The organism is Microbacterium arborescens (assembly GCF_030369635.1).
GTDB lineage: Bacteria > Actinomycetota > Actinomycetes > Actinomycetales > Microbacteriaceae > Microbacterium.
Genome location: NZ_CP128474.1, coordinates 1,411,180 through 1,434,948, shown reverse-complemented (window position 1 = coordinate 1,434,948; position 23,769 = coordinate 1,411,180). Strand labels below are relative to the sequence as shown.

Genomic DNA, 23,769 nt, shown 5'->3' with positions numbered 1-23,769 from the left:
CTGCACGCCGGGGCACGCCGAGAGGTCTTGATCAGAGGAGAGGGATGCCCGAAAACTGGGCTTCGAGCCGGTCGAGTCTATCAGACGGCGCCCGCGTCGACGGCGGCGACGAGGTCGAGGATGCCGGCGGGGTAGAACGGCGTGGCGCCGCGACGGAGATCGTCGATGCGATGCCAGCCGACGGAGGTGTCGCCGTCGAGCACGGGCAGCCGTTGCCCCCGTGGCAGGGCCTCGAGCGCGGCGCTGCGGACCGCGAAGACGTGAGCGATCTCGTGACCGCTCTTGCGGCCGTCGTCGAAGATGTTCTCGCTCACGGTGAGCAGTCTCAGATCGTCGACCTCGGCGGCGAGCTCCTCGCGCAGCTCGCGACGCATGGCGGCCGCTGCGGTCTCGCCGTACTCGACGCCTCCGCCGGGGGCGCGGAGGAACGGCCCCGAACCCGGACCGCCGGGGTATTCCTCAGCCAGGACGAAGCCGTCGGCGACGATGACGGCGACCGAGATGACGCGGATGCGGTGCGGCGCGGAGAGCTCGGCTGCGTACGCCGTCACCGAACCTCGGTAGGCGGGCAGGTGCGGCGCGAGTGCCCGCAGCGCCGTCCGGAGTGCGGGTGCGGGCTTCTGATCGCTGAACAGCGCGAGCGCCTCGAAAGCCCGGGCTGCGTCGGCGAGCGGGTCGGTGCCGGGGAACCGGTGCAGCAGCGCCAGAGCACCCGAGGCGTCACCGACGTTGCGCAGCGAGCTCGCCAACTGGATGATGCACGCGGAACGCCGCTCTCCGGTCAGACCGGCATCGAGCGCCCCGCGGTACAGCGGGATCGCCTCGACCTCCTCGCCGAGGAAGTCGTGCAGCGACGCCCGCTCGTACCGGCGCACCGCCTCGCCGGCATCTGCGGCGAGCTCGTCGAGCTCAGCCCACAGGCGGTCGGCAGGCTTCCCCTCGGCAGCGATCCAGAACGCGTCGAACGGATCCGACGCGCCAGCGGAGTCGCCGGCGCCGTCACCGGCCGGATACTCGGTGAGGAGCTCCCGCACTCGCGATCGGAGCCCGAGCAGAGCGGGGTCGACGCCGTGATCGCCCGCGAACCGGACCAGTGCGCGCACGGCGGGACCGGCGTCGCTGGTCTCCCCCGCCGTCAGATGCTCGAGCAGGTCGGTGGCGGGGATCGTCCGGACCCGTCCCGTCTCGTGCTCGCCCCACCCCGGGTCGGCGACGCGAACGCAGTCCGCGGCGATGATCACATGCCGGCGCCGACGTGCGTTCGCCGCCGCCCATTCCGTGCCGGCGTCGTACACGGCACCGGCACGATAGCCCGTCTCTTCCCGCAGCTCCCGCACGCCCGCCACGACGGCGTCTTCGCCCGGATCGATGAGGCCGCCCGGGAGCTCGCCCAGCACCCGCTGGGGGCCGACCCGATACTGATCGAACAGCACGACGCTGTCGTCCGTCGTGATCGCGATCACGGTGACGGTGTCGCCGACCTCGACGACATCCCAATCGCTCTCGCTTCCGTCGGGAAGCCGGTACCGGTCACGACGCACGCGGACGTAGCCGTCGTACGCGGGCGACGAGCCCAGCAGCGTCCAGTCGGGCACGGGATCGGTCACGAGTCAGTCCCCCAGGATCTTTCGCAGCTTGTCGACGCGGGCGCCGATCTCGCGTTCGACACCGCGGTTGGTCGGCTCGTAGTAGCGGCGCCCGCGCAGCTCGTCGGGGAGGTACTGCTGCGTGGCGACCCCGACCTCGAGGTCGTGCGGATAGACGTAGCCCTTGCCGTGCCCGAGCCGCTTCGCACCGGCGTAGTGGGCATCGCGCAGATGCTTGGGCACGCGGCCGAACCCGCCGGCGCGGACGTCGGAGATCGCGGCGTTGATGGCGTTGTAGGCCGCGTTCGATTTGGCGGTGGTCGCGAGATAGGCCGTCGCTTCGGCGAGCGGGATGCGACCCTCCGGCATCCCGATGAAGGCGACCGCGTCTGCGGCGGCGACGGCGATCGTCAGCGCGTGGGGATCTGCCAACCCGATGTCTTCGGACGCCGAGATGACCAGACGTCGCGCGATGAAGCGAGGGTCTTCGCCCGCCTCGATCATGCGGGCGAGATAGTGCATGGCGGCATCGACGTCGGACCCGCGGATCGACTTGATGAACGCGCTGATCACGTCGTAATGCTCGTCGCCCTGTCGGTCGTAACGGAGCAGAGCGCGGTCGACGGCTTGGGCGACGTGGTCCGCGGTGATGACGGGCGGTTCGTCGCCACCGCCAGGCTCGGCCATCGTCGCCGCGGCCTCGAGCGAGGTCAGCGCCCGTCGAGCATCGCCGGACGCCAGCCGGACGAGGGCGGTCCGCGCGTCGTCGGCGAGGACGATCGAGCCGGCGAGCCCGCGGGCGTCGGTGACCGCCCGATCGATGAGCCCTGCCAGGTCGTCGTCGCTGAGCGGCTGAAGGGTGAGCAGCAGCGACCGCGAGAGGAGCGGCGCGACGACGGAGAACGACGGATTCTCTGTCGTGGCGGCGATGAGCAGGACCCAGCCGTTCTCGACGCCCGGCAGGAGGGCGTCCTGCTGGGCCTTGGTGAAGCGGTGGATCTCGTCGAGGAAGAGGATGGTCGAGATGCCGTAGAGGTCGCGCTGCGTCATCGCCTCCTGCATGACCTCGCGCACGTCTTTCACCCCGGCGGTGACCGCCGAGAGCTCGACGAAACGACGTCCGGACGAACGGGCGATCGCCTGAGCCAGCGTCGTCTTGCCGGTTCCGGGCGGGCCCCACAGGATCACCGACACTGCTCCCGCCTTGTTGCCGTCAGGTGAGGCGAGTGCCACGAGGGGCGAGCCGGGTCGCAGCAGGTGGCCCTGTCCGGCGACCTCGTCGAGCGAGGTGGGACGCATCCGGACGGCGAGCGGCGTCTGCCCGGAGAAGAGCGCGCTCGAATCGGTCATCTTCTCAGGCTAGTCGCGCACGCCGACACCGGGATTTTGTCGGCTCGCCGACCCGCGCCGTAGGCTTGAGCGGCCCGGAACGGGGCACGGAGGAGGCAACGTGGCAGGTCGCGGCACGAACCGGGACGATCGCGCGGCGCAGGAACGCGCCCGTCTCTATGCTGCACGGCGCGAGTACCACGATGGGCAGAAGCGGCGCCGCTCGCGCGACAACCTCATGGCGGCCGTCGCGGGAGGCATTCTGATCATGGGCGCGATCGGCGCTCAGATCGTCTACTTCACCGCCGGTCCCGGGGCACCGGCACCCGACGAGACCCCGGCCCCCTCTCCCACGCAGACCGTGCCGTCGTCGCCGTCACCGGCGCCGACGGATCCCACTCCGACAACGATCCCGACTCCCTGACCGCCGCCGTACTAGGCTGTCCCCCGACCTGACCCCCATGCGGCGCGAGCCGCGACGAGGTGCCTTCCGTGACTTCCACCCCTGACTCCACGATCACCCCCGCCGACGACGCCCCGTGGGGTCGCGTCGATGACGACGGCACCGTCTCGGTGCGCGAGGGGGACCAGTGGCGCGTCGTCGGCCAGTACCCCGACGGCACGCCGGAAGAGGCGCTGGCGTACTTCCAGCGCAAGTTCTCCGACCTCGCGAGCGAGGTGACTCTCGTCGAGGTCCGGCATCGTCGGGGCGGCGCATCGGCGTCCGACCTCCGGTCGACGGTCGGCACGCTCCGCTCGCGCATCACCGGTGCCGCCGCGGTCGGCAACCTCGCCGCCCTCGAGGCACGCCTGATCGCGCTGGAGAGCGAGCTCGACGCAGCTTCCGCGACGGAGGCTGCTGAGGCCAAGCAGGCGCTCGACGCCGCGATCGCCGAGCGCGCCGCGCTGGTCGAGGCGATCGAGTCGATCGCCGCGCGCGACCCCAAGTCGATCCAGTGGAAGCAGACCTCCGCAGAGGTGAACGACCTCTTCGAACGGTGGCAGCGCCATCAGGCCGACGGCCCGCGCCTGCCCCGCAGCACCGGCCAGCAGCTGTGGAAGCGGTTCCGCGACGCCCGCTCGATCATCGACAAGCACCGTCGCGAGTTCTACTCCAGCCTCGACGAGACGCACAAGAGCGCACGCGACGCGAAGCAGCGACTCATCGAACGCGCCGAGGCGCTGGCCCCCCGCGGCGAGGACGGCATCGGCGCCTACCGCGACTTGCTCGAGCAGTGGAAGCAGTCCGGCCGTGCGGGCAAGAAGGCCGACGACGCGCTCTGGGCGCGATTCAAGGCCGCCGGCGACGCCCTCTACGGCGCACGCGCCGAGCGCGAGCACGCCGACGCCGAGGCCTCGCAGGAGAAGATCGTCGCCAAGCGCGCCCTCCTCGAAGAGGCGGCGGCGGTGACCTCCGAGAAGGACACGGCTGCCGCGCGCGCGCTGCTCACCGGCATCCAGCGCCGGTGGGACGAAATCGGCCGCATCTTCCCCCGAGACAAGGAGCGCGCCCTCGACGACGAGCTCCGCAAGATCGAGCAGTCCGTGCGTTCGCGTGAAGACGCCGACTGGAAGAACAACAACCCCGAGACGAAGGCGCGCCAGGGCGACATGCTGTCGCAGCTGCACGACGCGATCGCGAAGCTCGAGTCCGAGGTGGCTGAGGCTGAAGCCTCGGGCGACGAGCGCGCCATCGCGCAGGCCAAGGAGGCGCTGAGCGCTCGCAAGGCCTGGCTCAGCGCACTCGGCGGCTGATCGCGCTCACCCACGGCGCTGTCTGTGGAGGGCGCGGCTCTCCACAGATCGACGGCCGGACCACGGGCTCGCTGGGGTGCACACCAGACTGAGGTCATGGTCTGGCCGTTCGTCTACGCCCCGGGTGAGCGTCTCTCCGCAGCTGAGCTCACCGCCGCCCGCCTCGACGGCGATGTCGTCGAAGTCGGTGAGTCGTTCATGCCCGCGGACGTCGTCGAAAGCCCGGAGATCCGGGCAGCCTCGCTCCGCCCGCTCGTCGCGCACGGGCTGGCGCTGACCCACGAATCCGCGGCCTGGGTGCACGGCGCACTGCCCGAACCGCCCACGCGGCACAGTGTTCAACGGTGCACGGAGCGCCGCCGTAACCACGTGCTCGATCACCGCCTGCACTACCGCGACCTCCGGCTGCCCCCTCACGAGACCGTGCACCTGGGCGGGATGCCGGTCTCGAGCCGCGTGCGTACCCTGTGCGACCTGCTCCGCGCCGACGCCGCGGCCGGTGAGGCGCCGCGGCGGGCCGCCGCCGCGATGCTCGCGACGTTCCCCGACGTCCTCACCGAGGCGTACGACTCGCTGGCGGCGAGCGGCCCGCTGCCGTTCAAACGGCAGGCCCTCGTGTGGCTCGAGACGCTGCGGGTCAGGACGATGTGACGCGGTACACGTCGTACACGGCGTCGATGCGCCGTACCGCGTTGAGCACGCGATCGAGGTGCACTGTATCGCCCATCTCGAAGACGAACCTGCTGAGCGCGAGCCGATCATTATTGGTCTGCACCGAGGCCGAGAGGATGTTGACGTGATGCTCGCTCAGCACGCGGGTCACGTCGCTGAGGAGCCCGGCGCGATCGAGTGCCTCGACCTGGATCTGAACGAGGAAGAGGCTCTTGGTCGTCGGCGCCCACGACACCTCGATGAGACGCTCGGGATCGCGCATCAGGGACTCGACGTTGGTGCAGTCGGACCGGTGCACGGACACGCCGCTGCCCCGGGTGACGAAGCCGACGATCTCGTCACCGGGAACCGGCGTGCAGCACTTCGCGAGCTTGACGAGGATGTCGGGCGCGCCGCGCACCAGGACCCCCGAGTCGCTGTCGCGCTTCTGGCGCGAGCGCCCGACGGCCGGCAGCTGGATCGGGCCGGTGGAGGTGTCTTCCTCCGCTCGCACGAGCGCCGTGACCTTCTCGATCACCGACTGCGTCGAGACGTGCCCCTCGCCGACTGCGGCATACAGCGCTGTGACGTCCTCGTAGCGGAGTTGGTGCGCCACCTCGGTGAACGCGTCCTGACCCATGAGACGCTGCAGCGGCAGGTTCTGACGGCGCATGGCGCGTGCGATCGCATCCTTGCCCTGCTCGACCGCCTCCTCGCGCCGCTCCTTCGTGAACCAGCCGCGGATCTTGTTGCGCGCCCGCGTGCTCTTGACGAAGGTCAGCCAGTCCTGGCTCGGACCTGCGTCGGGGTTCTTGGAGGTGAACACCTCGACGACATCGCCGCTCGACAGGGTCGACTCGAGCGGCACGAGGCGGCCGTTGACCTTGGCGCCCATCGTGCGGTGCCCGATCTCGGTGTGCACGGCGTAGGCGAAGTCCACCGGGGTGGCTCCTGCGGGCAGGCCGACGACGCGCCCCTTCGGGGTGAAGACGTAGACCTCCTTCGCACCGATCTCGAACCGCAGCGAGTCGAGGAACTCCCCCGGGTCGGCCGTCTCGGCCTGCCAGTCGGAGATGTGGGCCAGCCACGCCATGTCGTTGTCGAGCGCCTTGGCGTCGGCCTTGCCGCCCGCCATCCGCTCCTTGTACTTCCAGTGCGCCGCGACACCGAACTCGGCCTGCTGATGCATCTCGTGCGTGCGGATCTGGATCTCGACCGTGCGTCCGCCCGGGCCGATGACCGTCGTGTGCAGCGACTGGTACAGGTTGAACTTCGGCGTCGCGATGTAGTCCTTGAAGCGTCCGGGCAAGGGCGTCCACCGCGCGTGGATGGAACCGAGCACGGCGTAGCAGTCACGGACGGTCGTCACCAGCACGCGGATGCCGATGAGGTCGTAGATGTCGTCGAACTCGCGTCCCCGCACGACCATCTTCTGGTAGACCGAGTAGAGCTGCTTCGGACGACCCATGACGCGCCCACGGATGCGGAGTTCTCGCAGGTCGCTCTCAACCGCGTCGATGACCGTCTGCAGATACTGCTCGCGCTGCGGGGTGCGCTGCGTGACGAGGCTGTCGATCTCGGCGTAGAGCTTGGGATGCAGCACCGCGAACGACAGGTCTTCGAGCTCGCTCTTGATCGCCTGGATGCCGAGCCGGTGTGCGAGCGGCGCGTAGATCTCCAGGGTCTCGGTCGCCTTCTTGGCGGCCTTCTCGGGTGGAACGAATCCCCAGGTCCGGGCGTTGTGCAGCCGGTCGGCCAGCTTGATGAGGAGCACCCGGATGTCGCGCGACATCGCGACGATCATCTTGCGCACGGTCTCCGCCTGCGCGGCGTCGCCGTACTTGACCTTGTCGAGTTTGGTGACGCCGTCGACGAGCATCGCGACCTCGTCGCCGAACTCGGCCGTCAGCTGATCGAGACCGTATGAGGTGTCCTCGACCGTGTCGTGGAGCAGCGCGGCCGCGATGGCGCGCGGACCGAGACCCAGCTCCGCCAGAATCTGCGCCACCGCGAGCGGATGCGTGATGTACGGCTCGCCGCTCTGACGCTTCTGCTGCGCGTGTGCGCGCGACGCGGTCTGATACGCGCGATCGATGATCGCGATGTCGCCCTTCGGATGGTGCGCGCGAACCGTCCGGACGAGCTGCTCGAGCCCTTCGCGCGGCGCAGCCCGAGAGAAGATCCGGGGAACGAGGCGTCGCAGCGAACTCTGGGCAGGCGGCGGGGTGATCTCGGTCATACCCTCACCTCCGCCATGCAGACATCGATTCTACGCGCCCTGGCGGCGCTCAGGCCTCGACCGATGCGCGTTCACGAGACTCGAGCACCCGGGTGTCGTTCGCCTTGATGCCGGGCTCGTTCTCGCGCAGGAGCGCGAACAGGGGCACGGCGACGAACAGCGTCGAGTACGCGGCGACCAGGGTGCCCACGAAGATCGACAGCGAGATGTCGGTGAGCGTCTGAGCACCCAGCCACAGGGCACCGATGAAGAGGATCGCACCAGTCGGCAGCGCAGCGACGATCGTGGTGTTGATCGATCGCACGAGCGTCTGGTTGGCAGCCAGGTTGACCGACTCGCCGAACGTCCTGCCCGACTTCTCCCCGTCCTCGAAGGTGTTCTCGCGGACCTTGTCGAAGACGACCGTGGTGTCGTACAGCGAGTACGACAGGATCGTCAGGAAGCCGATGACGGCCGCGGGAGAGATCTCGAACCCGAAGAGCGAGTACACCCCCACGGTCACCACGAGCACGTCGACGAGTCCGATGATCGCCGCGACGGACATCTTCCAGGTGCGGAAGTACAGGGCGAGGATGAGGAATGTCAGGGCGAGGAAGATCGCCAGACCCCAGAGCGACTGACGGGTGACGTCCTGGCCCCAGCTCGGTCCGATGAACGACGAGCTCACCTCCGCGGCGGGAACCTCGTATGCCTGAGCGAGTCGCGCCGTGACGTCACGGGTCTCGGTGTCCGACATCTGATCGGTCTGCACACGCACGGCATCCTCGCCGATCGTCGTGACCTTGGTGGTCGCTCCGGGCACGACCTCCTGCACCGCGTCGGTCGCGAGCAGCTGATCGGTGTTCGACACGTTCGTCACCGTGAACTGCGACCCGCCCGTGAACTCGATCGAGAACTGCGGGGGCCGCACCACGAGCACCAGCACCGAGGCGAGCACGAGCGCCGCCGCGATGATGAACCACAGTGTGCGCCGGGCGACGAAGGGGAACGAGATCTTCCCCGTGTAGAGGTCGTTGCCGAACCGGTTGAAGAAACGCATCAGTGCTTGTCCCCCGTCGCGTCGCGCTGCTCGCCCGCGGCCTGCTCGGCACGCTTGCGTTCCGCGATCGTCTGTCGCCGTTCGGCCTCACCCCGCGACTTCGCCGCACGGCGCTCCGCGGAGGTCTTGGCCCCCGCGGCCACCGGCGCACGGAACTGCGCGCGCCCGCGGTAGACGGCGCCCAGAGCGTCGGGGTCGAGACCCGACAGCTTGTGCCCCGATCCGAAGAACCGTGTGCGCACGAGCAGCTGCAGCACGGGGTGGGTGAAGAGGATGAAGATCAGGATGTCGATGGCGGTCGTCAGCCCGAGGGTGAACGCGAAACCCTTCACCGTCGAGTCGGCCAGGATGTACAGCACGACCGCGGCGAGGATGTTGATCGACTTCGAGATGAAGATCGTGCGCTTGGCGCGGGACCAGCCATCCTCGACGGCGCTCGTGATCGACTTGCCGTCGCGCAGCTCGTCTCTGATGCGCTCGAAGTACACGATGAACGAATCGGCTGTGAAGCCGATCGTCACGATGAGGCCGGCCACACCGGCGAGCGACAGACGGAAGCCCATGCGCCAGGCGAGGATGGTCAGCGCCACGTAGGTGAGGACGCCCATGACCATCAGCGACGCGATGATGACCGTTCCGAGCGCACGATAGACCACGAGCGAGTAGACCGCGACGAGCGCGAGGCCGATCAGACCTGCGATGAGCCCGATCTGCAGCTGCTGCGATCCGAGCGTGGCCGAGATCGTGTTGGTGCTCTGCACCTCGAAGCTGAGCGGCAGCGCGCCGAACTTCAGCTGGTCGGCGAGCACCTTCGAGCTGTCCTGATCGAACGTGCCCGTGATCGACGGCTTGCCGGTGAGGATGACGGCATCCATCGAGGGGGCCGAGAGGACGGCACCGTCGAGGACGAAGGCGAACTGGTTGAGCGGCGACTGCTGTCCGTAGAGGCGCTGGCTGATCTTGCCGAACGTCTCGGTGCCCTGCTGGTCGAACGTGATGTTCACCGCCCAGCGGCCGGTGCTCTGCTCGAGACCGTTCGTGGCGTTGTCGATCGACGAGCCATCGAGCTCGACCGGACCGAGGATGTACTTCGCGGTCCCGGTGCGGTCGCACGTGATCAACGGCTGATCGGCCGGCGCGTCGGCGGGGTCGTTCGCCGGGTTCGCGCAGTCGTAGGCGAGGAACTGCGCCTGCAGCGCCTCGGTGATCCAGGCCGGGTCGCTGCCGTTGGACGGCGCCGTCGACGGGGTCGCGGGGAGGTTGGGATCCGGCGCCGGGTAGGGCGTCTCGTTGCCGTCGTCGCCGACGAAGCTGGTCGCCGGCGAGCCCGTGTAGAGCACCGCGCGCAACTGGAGCTGGGCCGAGGCGTCGATGCGCTCACGGGTCTCGTCATCGACTTCGCCCGGCAGCTGCACGACGATCTGGTTGCCGGCCTGCGTGGCGATGTCGGCCTCGACCAGGCCGGACGCGTCGACGCGCTGTCGGATGATGGACGCCGCCTGCTGCATCTGCTCGCTCGAGGGCGTCGCCCCGTCGGACTGCGCCTCCAGGATGATCTGCGTGCCGCCCTGGAGGTCGAGCGCGAGCTCGGGAGCCCACGAGCTCGCCTTGAACACGTAGACGCCGAGCGCGTTGATACCGAATAGGAGCGCTGTCAGGACCACGAGTCCAGTCAGCGCGCGCCAGGCACGGCGCACAGGTGTGGAAGTCGCCACGGGGAGGTCAGCTTTCGTCGAGCGTGCGCCGGGTCAGCGGCGGTTCAGGCGCGGGGCTTGTCGTCGCGGTCGGCCGCGCCCTCGGCGGCGGCGTCGGCGCGGTTGCGCGCAGCGTCGTCGCTGACCGAGGAGATCAGTCCCTGCTCGACATCGGCGACGTACTCGTCGTGGTGCTCTTCGGCCTCGATGTACTCGTCCTCTGTGAGCGAGCCCTCGGCCGGGTCGACGACGCGCAGGATCGCCTGGCTGTGGACCTCGACCTCGACGCCGGGAGCGAGCTCGACGCGGGCCGACTTCGAGAGGTCGTCGCCGTCGTACTCGACGATGGTGCCATAGAAGCCTCCCTGGAGGAGGACCTTCGCGCCGGGCAGCAGCTGCCGGGACTTCTCGGCCTGTTCCGCCTTCATCCGCTGCGCGCGACGGCGCTGGCTCCAGAACATGAAGACGATGAGCAGCGCGAGGATGATCAGCAGACCGTACTCGGCGAAGAACTGCACCGCCGGGTTCGCGGGAGGAGCGTCGGCCGGGGTGGTGGCGAAGAAGAGCATGGAGGTGGGAGCACCTTTCACGGGGAGGCACGCGAAGAATGCGCACCCTCGGGATTCGTCGGCGAGAAGCCTTCAGCGATTATAGGTCATCGATCTCGAGCGCCCCGTCGGCACGGGTGATACCGAGGTGACGGTACGCCGAGGGCATCGCCACCCGACCCCGAGGCGACCGCCCCACGAATCCGATGCGCACGAGGTACGGCTCGACGACCGATTCGATCGTCTCCGCTTCCTCGCCGACCGTCACTGCGAGGGTGTTGAGCCCCACAGGCCCGCCCCCGAAACGACGGACGAGAGCGTCGAGGACGGCGCGGTCGAGGCGGTCGAGGCCGATCGGATCGACGTCGTAGAGCTCGAGGGCCGCGGCGACATCCGCCTCGGTCGCCCCCGCGCCCGCGTCGCCGTGGACGATGACGAAGTCGCGGACGCGGCGCAGCAGCCGGTTCGCGATACGCGGCGTACCGCGCGAACGACGAGCGATCTCGGCTCGCGCCACCGGTGGGATGTCGACGGCGAGGACGCTCGCGGACCGCTGGATCACACGTTCGAGTTCCTCCGGCTCGTAGTACTCCATGTGCGCCGTGAAGCCGAAGCGATCGCGAAGCGGATTCGGCAGCAGCCCGGAACGGGTCGTCGCACCCACGAGGGTGAAGGGGGCGAGTTCGAGCGGGATGCTGGTCGCGCCGGCGCCCTTGCCGACCATGATGTCGATGCGGAAGTCCTCCATCGCGAGATAGAGCATCTCCTCGGCGGAGCGCGCCATGCGGTGGATCTCGTCGATGAAGAGCACCTCACCGGGTACGAGACTCGACAGCAGCGCCGCGAGGTCGCCCGCGTGCTGGATGGCGGGGCCGCTCGACATCCGCAGCGGCCGGCCGCTCTCGTGCGCGACGATCATCGCCAGCGTCGTCTTGCCGAGCCCAGGCGGCCCCGACAGCAGGATGTGGTCGGCGGGGCGATCCTGCATCCCCGCCGCCTGCAGCAGCAGCTCGAGCTGTCCGCGAACCTTCTGCTGCCCGACGAACTCGGCCAGTGAGGTGGGGCGGAGGGCTCCCTCGACGGCGAGCTCCGTCTCGTCGGCGGCCAGCTCGTGCGCGTCAGACACCGGTCTGCTCCGGGCGTGCGGGGCCGAGCTGCGCCAGCGCGAGCTTGAGCAGGGCGGGCACCGTCGCCGGGGCGGCGGCGTCCGCGGTGACCTGTGCGACAGCCTCCGCCGCCACCCGCTCGCTCCAGCCGAGGGCCACGAGCGCCGCGACGACCTGTGCCGTCAGCGTTCCGGCCCGAGTTGCGACGGACGCCGCCGGGCCGGAGGGAGCCGCCTGAAGCTTGCCCGCGAGCTGCACGACGATGAGCTTCGCGGTCTTGGGGCCGATCCCCGACACCCGACGGAACGGTGCGTCGTCCTCGGCGGTGACGGCCTCGGCGATCTGGGCGACGCTCAGGGCGGACAGCACTCCCAGCGCGGACTTCGGCCCCACGCCGGTCACTCCGATGAGCAGGAGGAAGACTCCGAGCTGCTCGCGCGTCTCGAACCCGAACAGCGACAGGGCGTCTTCGCGGACGACCAGGTTCGTGTGGAGCACGATCTCGTCGCCGACGTGGAACGAACGCGGGATGTCGGGAGTCACGGCGACCGAGAACCCGACCCCGCCGACGTCGATGACGACGCTGTCGGACTCGAGGTGCAGCACGCTGCCGCGCAGGGAGGAGATCATGATCCGAGCCTAGGCGTCGCTTCGCAGGTATGTTCGAGCGACACGCACCGCGCGCCGCGCGGCGCTGCGGGCGAGCGCGTCAGCGCCGCGAGAGGCGCTCGGCGTCGGCCCAGGCGCGCTGGGCCGGGGTGAGTGCAGCGCCCCCCGAGGCGGTCGCGGGACCGGCCGGCCCGCGGCGCCAGGCATGGCAGATCGCGAGCGCGAGAGCGTCAGCGGCATCCGCGGGCTGCGGGAGAGAGTCGAGCCGCAGCACTCGGGCGACCATCGTCTGCACCTGAAGCTTCTCCGCGGAACCGTAGCCGGTGATCGCCGCCTTGACCTCGGAGGGCGTATGAGTCGCGGCGTCGAGGCCGCTCTCGGCAGCGACGAGCAGCGCTATGCCGCTCGCCTGCGCCGTGCCCATCACGCTGGTCCGGTTGTGCTGGGCGAAGACGCGCTCGACGGCGACGACGTGGGGCCGGTGCTCGGCGATCACCTCACGCAGTCCCGCGGCGATCGTGGCGAGTCGGCGTTCGATCGGCAGGTCGACGGCCGAGCGCACGACCCCGACATGCACGAGCGCGGCGGATCGATCGCGGGCGACGTCGACGACGCCGACACCGCATCGGGTGAGCCCGGGATCGACACCGAGGACGCGCAGAGAAGTCACTCCCCCACGCTACGTCCGCCGCGGCCGGGCAGCGCGCCGACAACCCGCGAAACGCGCAGTTCCCGGCATCCGGCGCAGAAGAAACTGCGCTCGACACCGGGAACTGCGACGGATACCGGGCCTTTTACTCGTCGTCGTTCTCGAGTTCGGCCTGTACCTCGGGCGTGAGGTCGAAGTTCGTGTAGACGTTCTGCACGTCGTCGCTGTCTTCGAGGGCGTCGATGAGACGGAACACCTTGCGGGCGGTGTCGGCGTCGACCTCCACCTTGAGCGAGGGGACGAACTCGACGTCGGCCGAGTCGTACTCGATGCCGGCGTCCTGCAGAGCGGTGCGCACCGACACGAGGTCGGAGGCCTCGGTGATGACGCCGAACCCGTCGCCGTGCGGCTCGACCTCTTCGGCTCCAGCCTCGAGCACCGCGAGCATGACGTCGTCTTCGGTGGTGCCCTCGGAGGGGACCACGATGACACCCTTGCGGCTGAAGTTGTAGGCGACGCTGCCCGGGTCGGCGAGCGTGCCGCCGTTGCGGCTGAGGGCGGTGCGCACCTCGGCCGCCGCCCGGTTCTTGTTGTCGGTCAGACACTCGATGAGGAACGCCACGCCGTTGGGCCCGTACCCCTCGTACATGATCGAGGAGTACTCGACGGCCTCGCCGCCGATACCCGCGCCGCGCTTGATCGCGCGATCGATGTTGTCTTTGGGGACCGAGGTCTTCTTGGCCTTCAGGACGGCGTCGAAGAGCGTGGGGTTGCCCTGCAGATCGGGGCCGCCGAGCTTGGCTGCGACCTCGATGTTCTTGATGAGCTTGGCCCACGACTTGGCACGGCGCGCGTCGACGACGGCTTTCTTGTGCTTGGTCGTGGCCCATTTGGAGTGACCGGACATGCGCTCGATCTTACCGGGCGGATGCGCGCGCCTCACGGACGTGCGCGAGGAACCTCTCATGGAATCGGCGCTCGCCCGAGACCTCCGGATGGAACGCGGTCGCGAGCAGGCGCCCCTGCTCGACGGCGACGACCCCGCCATCAGGCAGCGTCGCGAGGACTCTGACCCCTGCCCCCGCCTCGACGATGAGCGGCGCACGGATGAAGGCCGCCTCGACCGGAACGTCCCATCCGTCGTCGTCACCGGCGACGGCGAGCGCCGTCTCGAACGACTCGGCCTGGCCGCCGAAGGCGTTGCGCCGCACCGTGACGTCGAGACCCCCGAACGTCTCCTGGCCCGCGATGGCTCCGTCGAGCCGATCGGCGAGCAGGATCATCCCGGCGCACGTGCCGTAGACGGGCATTCCGGCCGCGATCGCGTCGCGGATGGGCTGCTGCATCCCGAACGCGCGGGCGAGCTTGTCGATGACGCTGGATTCGCCGCCCGGCAGGACGAGACCGTCCACCCCCTCGAGGTCGCCCGGCCGCCGGACGAGGGATGCCGTCGCACCGAGTTCGCGGAGCATGCGCACGTGCTCGCGCACGTCCCCCTGCAACGCCAGGACGCCGACGCGCGGCGGCAGCCCCTCGCTCACCGGCTCACCAGCCGCGGTCTGCGAGCCGGTGCGGGGCGGGGAGGTCCGAGACGTTGATGCCGACCATCGCCTCGCCCAGGCCGCGCGATGCCTCGGCGACGATGGCGGCGTCGTCGTGGAAGGTGGTCGCCTTGACGATGGCTGCCGCGCGGCGAGCCGGGTCGCCCGACTTGAAGATCCCCGAACCGACGAAGACGCCGTCGGCACCGAGCTGCATCATCATCGCCGCGTCGGCGGGTGTGGCGACGCCGCCCGCGGTGAAGAGGACGACGGGCAGCGCGCCGGTGTCGGCCACCTCGGCGACGAGGTCGTACGGCGCCTGGAGCTCCTTGGCCGCGACGTACAGCTCGTCGGGGCTCTTGGCTTGCAAGGCACGGATCTCGGCGGTGATCGTGCGGATGTGACGCGTCGCCTCCGAGACGTCGCCCGTGCCGGCCTCACCCTTTGAGCGGATCATGGCGGCGCCCTCGGTGATGCGGCGCAGCGCCTCGCCGAGGTTGGTGGCACCGCAGACGAACGGGACGGTGAAGCCCCACTTGTCGATGTGGTGCGCGTAGTCCGCGGGCGACAGCACCTCGGACTCGTCGATGTAGTCCACCCCCAGCTCCTGCAGCACGCGCGCTTCGACGAAGTGCCCGATGCGGGCCTTCGCCATCACGGGGATCGACACCGACGCGATGATCTCGTCGATCAGATCGGGGTCGCTCATGCGCGCGACGCCGCCCTGAGCGCGGATGTCGGCGGGAACGCGCTCGAGCGCCATGACGGCGACCGCGCCGGCATCCTCGGCGATGCGCGCCTGATCGGCCGTGACGACATCCATGATCACACCACCTTTGAGCATCTCGGCGAGGCCGCGCTTGACGCGCGCGGATCCGGTGACGGTCTGGTCGTTCGACACGATGGAGCTCCGATCCGGCCGCTTCCTGATGATTGATCTTCGGCCTAGGCCAAAAAGTAGCATGGCATCCGACATAAGATCGTCTCGATGACTTCCCGCGACACGATCACCGGACGCACGGCGGGCGAGATCGCCGACAGTGTCCGGATGCTGCTCGAGCGCGGCGCCCTGCGCTCCGATGACGCCCTGCCGCCCGTACGCACGCTCGCCGAACAGCTCGGCGTGAACCGCAACACCGTCGTCGCCGCCTACCGCCTGCTCGCTCAGGCCGGGATCGTCGTGGCCCGCGGCCGCGGCGGAACGCGCATCACCGAGGTCTCCCCCGTCGCCGCCGAGGGCGTCGCCGCCGACACGGTGCTGCGCGACGTCGGGTCGGGCAACCCGGACCCCGCACTCATCCCCGACCCGAGCCGGGTGCTCGGCCGGGTCGCCGGCCGCCCCGTCCTGTACGGCGAGCCGGTCATCGACGAGGGTCTCGCGGCCTGGGCGAAACGGTGGTTCGCCGCCGGCTCACCGGCCGAGGCCGACATCCACCTCACCGTCACCGGTGGTGCCGTCGACGCCGTCGAACGGCTTCTCGCGCAGGCGCTCACCCGCGACGACGCCGTCGCCCTCGAAGACCCGTGCTTCCTCGCGAGCATCCACACGGTCCGGCTTGCGGGCTACCGGGCGATCCCGGTTCCCGTCGATGACGAGGGGATGACGGTCGACGGGCTGCGAGCAGCGCTCCACGCGGGTGCTCGGGCCGTCGTCATCACCCCGCGGGCGCAGAACCCCACGGGGTCGAGCCTGTCGGCCGAACGCGCCGCAGCCCTGCGCGAGGTCCTGAGCGACCACCCGTACGTCCTCGTGATCGAAGACGACCACTTCTCGCTCCTGTCGACCCAGCCCTACCGTTCGATCATCGGCGAGCGCCACGAGCGGTGGGCTCGCGTGCGCTCGGTGTCGAAATTCCTCGGGCCCGACATGTGCCTCGCGGTGACGGCATCCGATCCCACGACGGCCGAGCGTCTGGCACTCCGTCTCGGCTCGGGCACCACCTGGGTCAGCCACCTGCTGCAGCGCCTCACCCATGCCCTCGTGTCCGATGCGACCGCAGTGGCCACCATTGCGGCGGCACGCGCGCACTACGCCGACCGCAACTCCACCTTCGCCGCCGAGCTCACACGCTCAGGGCTGCCGTGTGCACCGGGTGACGGGCTCAGCCTCTGGGTCGAAGTGCCCGGTACCGCCCGCTCCGTCGCCGACGCACTCATGCGTCGGGGGTGGCTCGCCCGCACCGGCGACGAGTTCCGGCTGGCCGACGACGCGCCGTCGCGCCACCTGCGCCTCACCGTCCACGATCTGAACGACGCCGACGCCGCGCTCCTCGTGCAGGACCTCGTCGCATCCGCCCTCCCCTCTCGAAAGGCATGACCCCATGAAGGTGCTCTCGATCCAGTCGGCCGTCGCATACGGACACGTCGGCAACTCCGCGGCGGTGTTCCCCCTGCAGCGCATCGGCGTGGAGGTGATGCCGGTCTACACGGTGAACTTCTCCAACCACACCGGCTACGGCGCCTGGGGCGGCCCGATGATCAGCCCCGACGACGTCCGGGCCGTCATCGCGGGCGTCGAGGATCGCGGGGCTTTTCCGCAGATCGACGTCGTCCTCTCGGGCTACCAGGGCGGAGAGGGCATCGCCGATGTCATCCTCGACACCGTCGCGCGCGTCAAGGCGGCGAACCCGGATGCCGTCTACGCGTGCGACCCCGTCATGGGCAACGCGAAGTCGGGGTGCTTCGTGGCGCCGGCCATCCCCGTGCTGCTGCGCGAGCGCGTCGTGCCGGCGGCCGACATCATCACACCGAACCAGTTCGAGCTCGGTTTCCTGACCGAGACCGACCCGAGCGACCTCGACTCGACGCTCGCCTCCGTCGACGCCGCCCGCGCGATGGGACCGCGCACGGTGCTCGTCACGAGCGTGGAGCGCCCGGAACGCCCCGAGGGCACGATCGAGATGCTCGCGGCCGATGACGCCGGAGCCTGGATCGTCCGCACGCCCCACATCCCCATGAAGGCGAACGGCTCCGGCGACGTCACCGCCGCCCTGTTCACCGCCCACTACCGCAGCACCGGCTCGGCGGCCGAGGCGCTCGCGCGCACCACCTCGAGCGTCTTCGACCTGCTCACGCGCACGCATGAGTCGGGCGAGCGCGAGCTCCAGCTCGTCGAGAGCCAGGAGGCGTACGCTCACCCGCGCATGCAGTTCACCGTCGAGCAGGTGCGCTGAGCGGGCTCAGTAGTCTCCCCCGGCCTCGGTCCATGCCTGCTCCCACTGCGAAGCGTCGTCGGGGCAGAGGAATCGCGTACCGAACACCATGATGCTCACGGCGCCCTCGCGGGAGGCGTCGTCGACGGCGAGGCTCTGGATGAGCGGCGACGTCACGACGTGCGTGCGGAACGAGGACACGTCGATCTCGTGACCGTTGAGGATCGACGTCTCGCACGCGTCGAGCCCCAGGGCGAGGGTCACGGTCTCGGCCTGTTCCGACCACTGTCCGCCGTTGGCCTCGAGATGCGCGCGCCGCTGTGCGACGAGCTCCTGCTGGGCCGGTGTCTTCGCTGTCAGGGTGGGCTGCCCCACCGGCTGTTGCTGGGAGTCGATGAAGGCGTCGCGCTCGGCGAGGACGTCGCCGTCCACCGTCGCATCATCGCCGGCGCCAGGCGTCTCGGCAGCGCTCGGCCCCGACGCCGAGACCGTGGGAGTCGGCCCGGGAGCTGAAGAGGCGTCGTCGGCTGCGGGGGTGCAGCCGGCCAGGGCGATCGCCCCGACCAGGGCCGACACAGTCAGAATGACGGTGCGCGGACGAGCGTTGATAGACATGGAGCCTCCTCGGTGAGCCGTCAGGCTATCGGCAGCGCGTCATCCCGCGCCGGGGCTTGCGCTCTCGGGGCAGATCTCGGTACGAGCTGTCAGTCCGTCGGCCAGGCGGTCGCGACGGCCTCTCGAACCTCGCCGAGCAGCTGCGGCAGCGCCTTCGTCCTCGCGATGATCGGGAAGAAGTTGGCGTCGGTCGCCCACCGGGGCACGACGTGCTGGTGAAGGTGCCCGTCGACACCCGCACCCGCGACCGCACCCTGGTTCATCCCGAGGTTGAAGCCGTCGCACCGCGACACCTCGCGCAGGACGCGCATCGCTGTTTGGGTCAGCTCGCCGATCTCGGCCACCTCCTCGGGCGTCGCGAGGTCGTACGTCGGAATGTGCCGGTACGGGCAGACGAGCAGGTGGCCGGAGTTGTACGGGAAGAGATTCAGCAGCACATAGGCCGTGCGCCCCCGCGCGACGATGAGACCGTCGGCATCCGACTTGCCGGGAGCCGCGCAGAACGGGCACTCGTCGCGAAGCGGCTCGGGCCCCGCCTGGATGTACGCCATCCGGTGCGGGGTCCACAGTCGCTGGAACTCGTCGGGCACCCCGGCCAGGTGCGCGGCGTCCTCGACCGGGCGCGGGGTGTCCGACGAACCGGTCACGCGAGCTGCTCCGCAGTGGTGAGGTGCTCTGCGGTGTCGACCAGGGTGCGGTTCGCGATAGCCGCGAGGATGCGCTCCACGGCCTGGTCGACGGGCACACCGTTGGTCTGCGACCCGTCGCGGAAGCGGAACGACACCGTGCCGCCGGCGCGGTCCTGCTCGCCGGCGATGAGCTGCAGCGGCACCTTCTGGGTGGTGTGGGTGCGGATCTTCTTCTGCATCCGGTCGTCGGAGCGATCGAGCTCGGCGCGGACTCCGGCCTTGCGCAGACGAGAGACGATCTCCTGCAGGTACGGCGCGTAGTCGTCGGCGACGGGGATGGCCACGACCTGTACCGGCGCGAGCCAGACCGGGAACGCACCGGCGTAGTGCTCGAGGAGGATCGCGAAGAACCGTTCGATCGACCCGAACAGTGCGCGGTGGATCATCACGGGGCGGTGCTTCTCGCCGTCGGGACCCGTGTACTCCAGCTCGAACCGCTCAGGCTGGTTGAAGTCGAGCTGGATGGTCGACATCTGCCAGGTGCGGCCGATCGCATCGCGGGCCTGGACCGAGATCTTCGGTCCGTAGAACGCAGCTCCGCCGGGATCGGGAACGAGCTCCAGCCCCGATCCCTCGGCGACCCGGCGCAGCGTCTCGGTCGCCTGCTGCCAGAGGGCGTCGTCGCCGATGAACTTCGGGTTGCCCTCCTCCTTCGTCGACAGCTCGAGGTAGAAGTCGTTCAGCCCGTAGTCGCGCAGGGTCTGCAGCACGAACTCCAGGCTGCGGACGAGCTCGTCCTCGACCTGGTCGGGCGTGACGTAGATGTGGGTGTCGTCCTGGGTCATGCCCCGCACCCGGGTGAGCCCCGAGAGGGTGCCGCTCTTCTCGTAGCGGTAGACCGAACCGAACTCGCTCAGGCGCAGGGGCAGCTCACGGTAGCTGCGACCGCGCGATCGGAAGATCAGGTTGTGGAAGGGGCAGTTCATGGGCTTGAGGTAGTACTCCTGCCCCTGCCGGGTCACGTTGCCCTCGGCGTCGACGATCTCGTCGAGCTTCATGGGCGGGTACATGCCGTCGGCGTACCACTGCAGATGCCCGCTCGTCATGAACAGGTCGCCCTTGGTGATGTGCGGGGTGTTGACGACCTCGTAGTCGTTCGCGAGCAGCTGCTCGCGCATGTAGCGCTCGATCTCGTACCGGATGATGCCGCCCTTGGGGTGGAACACCGACAGGCCGGGCCCGATCTCATCGGGGAACGAGAACAGGTCGAGCTCGACGCCGAGCTTGCGGTGGTCGCGCCGCGCCGCCTCGGCCAGGCGCTCCTGGTACGCGCGCAGCTCGTCCTTCGAGGGCCACGCGGTGCCGTAGATGCGCTGCAGCTGCGGGTTCTTCTCGCTTCCGCGCCAGTAGGCGGCGGCCACCCGAGTCAGGTCCCAGCCGTTGCCGACCATGCGGGTACCGGGCACGTGGGGTCCGCGGCACAGGTCCTTCCACGCGGTCACGCCGTCGCGGGTGACGTTGTCGTAGATCGTCAGCTCACCGGCGCCGATCTCGGCCGAAGCCCCCTCGGCTGCGTCAGCGCCCGATCCGGGCCCGCCCGCGAGGTCGACGAGCTCGAGCTTGAACGGCTCGTCGGCCAGCTCGGCGCGGGCCTCGTCCGCGGTGACGACCCGGCGGACGAACCGCTGGTTCTCGCGGACGATCCGCTCCATCTCCTTCTTGATCGACTTGAGGTCCTCGGGAGTGAAAGGCTCGTCGACGCCGAAGTCGTAGTAGAAGCCGTCCTCGATGGGCGGGCCGATGCCGAGGTTCGACTGCGGCCGGATGCGCTGGACAGCCTGCGCCAGCACGTGCGCGGTCGAATGGCGGAGGATCGCGAGGCCGTCGGGGCTCGACACGGTGACCGGCTCGACGGCATCCGTCTCGGCCACGACCGTCGCGAGGTCTTTCAGGTCGCCGTTCACGCGCAGGGCGACGACGGAGCGATCGGGGAAAAGGGCGAAGCCGTCGGCGGGGTACGACACGTCCGACGGGGAAACGACGTCAGTCAAGGGAACATCTCCAGATGGGTGGCTCGGATCAAGGCTACTCAGCTTCGGACGCACGCCGCGTCCCGCCCGCTCAGGCCGAGAGCGTTCGGCCGGCGGCGACGAAGCGAGTGAGCACACGGGCTCCGATCCGGCGTCGTTCCATGCATCGATCCTACTCGTGGGCGTCAGCGGCTTCGGGGTGGGCTCCGAGGGCGCATGATGGATGCCGTGAAGCTCGCCATCGCCGGGGCCGCACTGCTGCTGGTGGCAGCGGGTGCGGTGGTCTTCGGCGTGCTTCCCCCGGACGATCTCGTAGGAATCGCCGAGCGTGTCGCCCCGATCCTGGCTTTCGTCGTCGCCGTCACGATCGTGACGGAACTCGCCGCGAAGGCTGGAGTGTTCGACGTGGCCGCCGGGTGGCTCGCGCGCGCCTCGCGCGGGCGGACCACGCTGCTGTGGCTCCTCGTGGTGGCGCTCGCGGTCGTCGCGACCGCATTCCTGTCGCTCGACACCACCGCCGTGCTGCTGACGCCTGTCGTCGTTGCAGTCGCGCGCGCGAACGGGCTTCCGCCGCTCCCCTTCGCTTTCACGACCGTGTGGCTGGCGAACACGGCGTCGCTCGTGCTGCCGGTGTCGAACCTGACGAACCTGCTGGCGCTCGGCCGGCTTCCCGAGGGCGGACCGCTCGCATTCGTCGCCCGCATGGGGCCGTCGGCGGCGGTCGCGATTCTCGCGACAGTGGCCCTGCTGTTCGTGATCCACCGGCGATCGCTCGTCGGCCGCTTCGACCCCGCGCCCGTGCCGCGCGTGATCGACCGGGTGCAGCTGGTTGCGGCATCCGTCGTCGTCATCGCGCTCATGCCGGCCCTCGTCAGCGGACTAGAGCCGTGGATCCCGGCGACGATAGCCGCGATCCTCCTCGTCGGCCTCTTCGCGTGGCGGTCACCCCGTGCACTGACGGCTCGGCTCGTCCCGTGGCAGCTGCTCGTGTTCGCGGCGGGCCTGTTCACCGCTATGGCCGCGCTCGAGTCGCTCGGATCGGCAGCGGTCGTCTCGGTCATCGCGGGCGAGCCGGGCGGACCGCTCGAGCTGTGGCGCATGGCCGGCACCGCCCTCGTTGCGGCGAACATCGTCGACAACCTGCCCGCCTACCTGCTGCTCGAGTCGGCGGCGGGGACGCCGGAGCGACTCGGCGCACTGCTCGTCGGAGTCAACGCGGGGCCGCTCATCACCCCGTGGGCCTCGCTCGCGACCCTGCTCTGGCACGAACGCTTGCACGCGGTCGGCGTCGACGTCCCGTGGCGGCGCTTCATCCTGTGGGGGCTCATCGCCGCGCCACTCATCGTCGGACTGTCGGTATTGCCGCTCGCCCTGCGATGAGCCCTCCCGGCGGCGGTGCCGGTCAGAGCCGGGGGGTGCTGGGTCACAGGCGCTTGAGCGCCTCGCGCCTGCTGAGGCCGGTCACTCCCCGCTCGTCGACGAACGCGCGCACCCCGTCCGGGTCGACGCGCGCGCGATCGCGGAGCGCCCATCCGATCGCCTTGCGGATGAAGAACTCCGAATCGGCGAGGTTCGGGACGATGACATCCGTGAAGAGCTGCACATCGAAGCCGGAGCGCCGCGTCAACTGGGAGAGGATCGCGACCCGCCGTATCCAGAGATCGGCATCGCGCGCCCACGCCCGGATGACGGGCGCGATCTGCTCGGGATGGGCGACGAGCAGATCGCGGACGCGCCCGCTCAACTCGTCGGTGATGTCCCACCACTGCCCCGTCCGCACCATGTGCTCGATGAGAGGCAGCGACTCCCGTGCGCCTCGAAGCGGCGGCAGCGCCAGCAGCGCCATGGCCGCATAGCGCTCCTCCCGGTGGGAGGCCTCGTCCCAGAGGGTCCGCGCGGCCGCGCCGAGCGCCGCGGCATCCGACTCCCCCGCCCCGAGCGTTCGAGCGAGCCGGCGAACCTCGGGAAGACGAATGCCGAGGAAGGGCATCGACGACTTCATGTAGGCCTGCTGCGCGGGTGCTCGTTCCGGCTGCGCCGCGGCTTGCAGAGCGCGGCGGATGTCGTCGACGAGGGTCACGCTAGGGTGAGGTCGACCTGGATCTCGCCGGCGAGGCGCTCGAGGTCGGCCACGACCTCGGCGGCGTCGAACTCGGCGGGGAGGCGCACCACGAGGGTGGCCTCGAAGAGCGTGCCACCCGCCATCGGGGCATCGAGGGTGCGGCTGGTCAGGGCGTCGATGCTCAGGGCGTGAGCACCGATCGCATCGCTGACCTCGCGGACGATGCCGGGGCGGTCGTTGCCGAGCACGGTGAAACGCAGCACCTGTCCGCTCGCGACGACGGGAGCCAGCGGCTGGTGCGTCGTGATGCGGAGCAGACCGTCGAGGCGCTCGAGCGCCTCGACGAGACCGGCTTCGCGGTCGGCGGGCACGTCCACGAGCACGATGCCCGCGAAAGCACCGGCGAGCTCCGCGAGTTCACTTCGCTCCCAGTTCCCGCGATGCGCCGCCACGGTGTCGGCGAGTGTGCGGACGAGTCCGACCCGGTCGTCTCCGACCACGGTGAGCACGAGCTGAGTCATGGCGCCGAGCCTAA

Annotated in this window: 23 protein-coding genes; 6 read left to right on the top strand and 17 right to left on the bottom strand. The window is 69.8% G+C overall.

The genetic code is table 11. The annotated features are described in order from the left end of the window. Window positions 1-80: 80 nt before the first annotated feature. Both QUC20_RS06780 and QUC20_RS06775 read right to left on the bottom strand, forming a co-directional pair. Window positions 81-1,607 (bottom strand): tetratricopeptide repeat protein, encoded by a 1,527-nt coding sequence (locus QUC20_RS06780; RefSeq protein WP_289331308.1) that lies wholly within the window; start codon window positions 1,605-1,607, stop codon window positions 81-83. A gap of 3 nt (window positions 1,608-1,610) precedes the next feature. Next, a complete protein-coding gene (locus QUC20_RS06775; RefSeq protein ID WP_289331307.1) occupies window positions 1,611-2,936 on the bottom strand; it encodes a replication-associated recombination protein A in 1,326 nt (441 codons plus the stop codon). Between the two features lie 100 nt (window positions 2,937-3,036). Between QUC20_RS06775 and QUC20_RS06770 the strand changes: the two genes are divergently transcribed. From QUC20_RS06770 to QUC20_RS06760, 3 genes are all read left to right on the top strand, one after another. Then, window positions 3,037-3,339, top strand: coding sequence for a dioxygenase (locus tag QUC20_RS06770; protein ID WP_289331306.1), 303 nt, complete (start codon window positions 3,037-3,039; stop codon window positions 3,337-3,339). A gap of 68 nt (window positions 3,340-3,407) precedes the next feature. Beyond that, entirely contained in the window at window positions 3,408-4,670 is a 1,263-nt protein-coding gene (locus tag QUC20_RS06765; RefSeq protein ID WP_120262827.1) for a DUF349 domain-containing protein, read from the top strand. Window positions 4,671-4,766: 96 nt separating this feature from the next. Then, complete coding sequence (locus QUC20_RS06760) at window positions 4,767-5,321, top strand: SAM-dependent methyltransferase (RefSeq protein ID WP_289331305.1); 555 nt, start codon at window positions 4,767-4,769, stop codon at window positions 5,319-5,321. On the opposite strand, the gene QUC20_RS06755 is transcribed toward QUC20_RS06760, so the two are convergent. The 10 genes from QUC20_RS06755 to pdxS form a co-directional block, all read right to left on the bottom strand. Beyond that, a complete protein-coding gene (locus QUC20_RS06755) occupies window positions 5,308-7,560 on the bottom strand; it encodes a RelA/SpoT family protein (protein WP_289331304.1) in 2,253 nt (750 codons plus the stop codon). The two genes, QUC20_RS06760 and QUC20_RS06755, sit on opposite strands and share 14 nt — an antisense overlap. Window positions 7,561-7,609: 49 nt before the next feature. Continuing rightward, window positions 7,610-8,599 carry a protein translocase subunit SecF gene (gene secF, locus QUC20_RS06750; RefSeq protein WP_120262830.1) on the bottom strand — a complete coding sequence of 330 codons (990 nt, stop codon included), beginning with the start codon at window positions 8,597-8,599 and terminating at the stop codon, window positions 7,610-7,612. Further along, window positions 8,599-10,314, bottom strand: coding sequence for a protein translocase subunit SecD (gene secD / locus QUC20_RS06745; protein WP_120262831.1), 1,716 nt, complete (start codon window positions 10,312-10,314; stop codon window positions 8,599-8,601). The genes secF and secD overlap by 1 nt, the downstream gene beginning before the upstream one ends. Before the next feature lie 44 nt (window positions 10,315-10,358). Further along, on the bottom strand, window positions 10,359-10,862 hold the full coding sequence (locus QUC20_RS06740) for a preprotein translocase subunit YajC (RefSeq protein WP_289331303.1): 504 nt from the start codon (window positions 10,860-10,862) through the stop codon (window positions 10,359-10,361). Window positions 10,863-10,941: 79 nt separating this feature from the next. Further along, a complete protein-coding gene (ruvB, locus tag QUC20_RS06735) occupies window positions 10,942-11,967 on the bottom strand; it encodes a Holliday junction branch migration DNA helicase RuvB (RefSeq protein ID WP_120262833.1) in 1,026 nt (341 codons plus the stop codon). Beyond that, window positions 11,960-12,577, bottom strand: a complete 618-nt coding sequence (ruvA, locus tag QUC20_RS06730; RefSeq protein WP_289331302.1) for a Holliday junction branch migration protein RuvA — start codon at window positions 12,575-12,577, stop codon at window positions 11,960-11,962. The genes ruvB and ruvA overlap by 8 nt, the downstream gene beginning before the upstream one ends. Window positions 12,578-12,656: 79 nt before the next feature. Then, window positions 12,657-13,226 (bottom strand): crossover junction endodeoxyribonuclease RuvC, encoded by a 570-nt coding sequence (gene ruvC / locus QUC20_RS06725; RefSeq protein WP_289331301.1) that lies wholly within the window; start codon window positions 13,224-13,226, stop codon window positions 12,657-12,659. Window positions 13,227-13,350: 124 nt separating this feature from the next. Further along, entirely contained in the window at window positions 13,351-14,112 is a 762-nt protein-coding gene (locus QUC20_RS06720; protein WP_094261779.1) for a YebC/PmpR family DNA-binding transcriptional regulator, read from the bottom strand. 10 nt (window positions 14,113-14,122) lie between these two features. Beyond that, window positions 14,123-14,677, bottom strand: coding sequence for a pyridoxal 5'-phosphate synthase glutaminase subunit PdxT (gene pdxT / locus QUC20_RS06715; protein ID WP_289331486.1), 555 nt, complete (start codon window positions 14,675-14,677; stop codon window positions 14,123-14,125). A gap of 73 nt (window positions 14,678-14,750) precedes the next feature. After that, window positions 14,751-15,590 (bottom strand): pyridoxal 5'-phosphate synthase lyase subunit PdxS, encoded by an 840-nt coding sequence (gene pdxS, locus QUC20_RS06710; RefSeq protein ID WP_289331485.1) that lies wholly within the window; start codon window positions 15,588-15,590, stop codon window positions 14,751-14,753. Between the two features lie 144 nt (window positions 15,591-15,734). Here pdxS and QUC20_RS06705 point away from each other — a divergent pair, with 144 nt between their 5' ends. Next, window positions 15,735-17,063, top strand: a complete 1,329-nt coding sequence (locus QUC20_RS06705; protein WP_289331300.1) for an aminotransferase class I/II-fold pyridoxal phosphate-dependent enzyme — start codon at window positions 15,735-15,737, stop codon at window positions 17,061-17,063. Window positions 17,064-17,067: 4 nt separating this feature from the next. Next, the gene (gene pdxY / locus QUC20_RS06700; protein ID WP_289331299.1) at window positions 17,068-17,919 is read left to right on the top strand and encodes a pyridoxal kinase PdxY; all 852 of its coding nucleotides are present in this window, start codon (window positions 17,068-17,070) and stop codon (window positions 17,917-17,919) included. A gap of 6 nt (window positions 17,920-17,925) precedes the next feature. On the opposite strand, the gene QUC20_RS06695 is transcribed toward pdxY, so the two are convergent. The 3 genes from QUC20_RS06695 to thrS all read right to left on the bottom strand — a co-directional run bounded on the left by QUC20_RS06695 (window position 17,926) and on the right by thrS (window position 21,193). After that, the gene (locus QUC20_RS06695; protein ID WP_289331298.1) at window positions 17,926-18,513 is read right to left on the bottom strand and encodes a hypothetical protein; all 588 of its coding nucleotides are present in this window, start codon (window positions 18,511-18,513) and stop codon (window positions 17,926-17,928) included. A gap of 89 nt (window positions 18,514-18,602) precedes the next feature. Further along, window positions 18,603-19,160: an HIT family protein gene (locus QUC20_RS06690; RefSeq protein WP_183045270.1), complete on the bottom strand. Its 558-nt coding sequence runs from the start codon at window positions 19,158-19,160 to the stop codon at window positions 18,603-18,605. Further along, window positions 19,157-21,193: a threonine--tRNA ligase gene (thrS, locus tag QUC20_RS06685; RefSeq protein ID WP_120262840.1), complete on the bottom strand. Its 2,037-nt coding sequence runs from the start codon at window positions 21,191-21,193 to the stop codon at window positions 19,157-19,159. Before thrS ends, QUC20_RS06690 begins: the two co-directional genes overlap by 4 nt. A gap of 198 nt (window positions 21,194-21,391) precedes the next feature. On the opposite strand from thrS, the gene QUC20_RS06680 reads away from it, so the two are divergent. Beyond that, entirely contained in the window at window positions 21,392-22,552 is a 1,161-nt protein-coding gene (locus tag QUC20_RS06680) for an SLC13 family permease (RefSeq protein WP_289331297.1), read from the top strand. Window positions 22,553-22,595: 43 nt separating this feature from the next. On the opposite strand, the gene QUC20_RS06675 is transcribed toward QUC20_RS06680, so the two are convergent. Together QUC20_RS06675 and QUC20_RS06670 are read right to left on the bottom strand one after the other, a co-directional pair. Then, entirely contained in the window at window positions 22,596-23,252 is a 657-nt protein-coding gene (locus tag QUC20_RS06675) for a DNA alkylation repair protein (RefSeq protein ID WP_120262842.1), read from the bottom strand. Next, entirely contained in the window at window positions 23,249-23,755 is a 507-nt protein-coding gene (locus tag QUC20_RS06670; RefSeq protein ID WP_289331296.1) for a glycine cleavage system transcriptional repressor, read from the bottom strand. The genes QUC20_RS06675 and QUC20_RS06670 overlap by 4 nt, the downstream gene beginning before the upstream one ends. Window positions 23,756-23,769 lie beyond the last annotated feature (14 nt).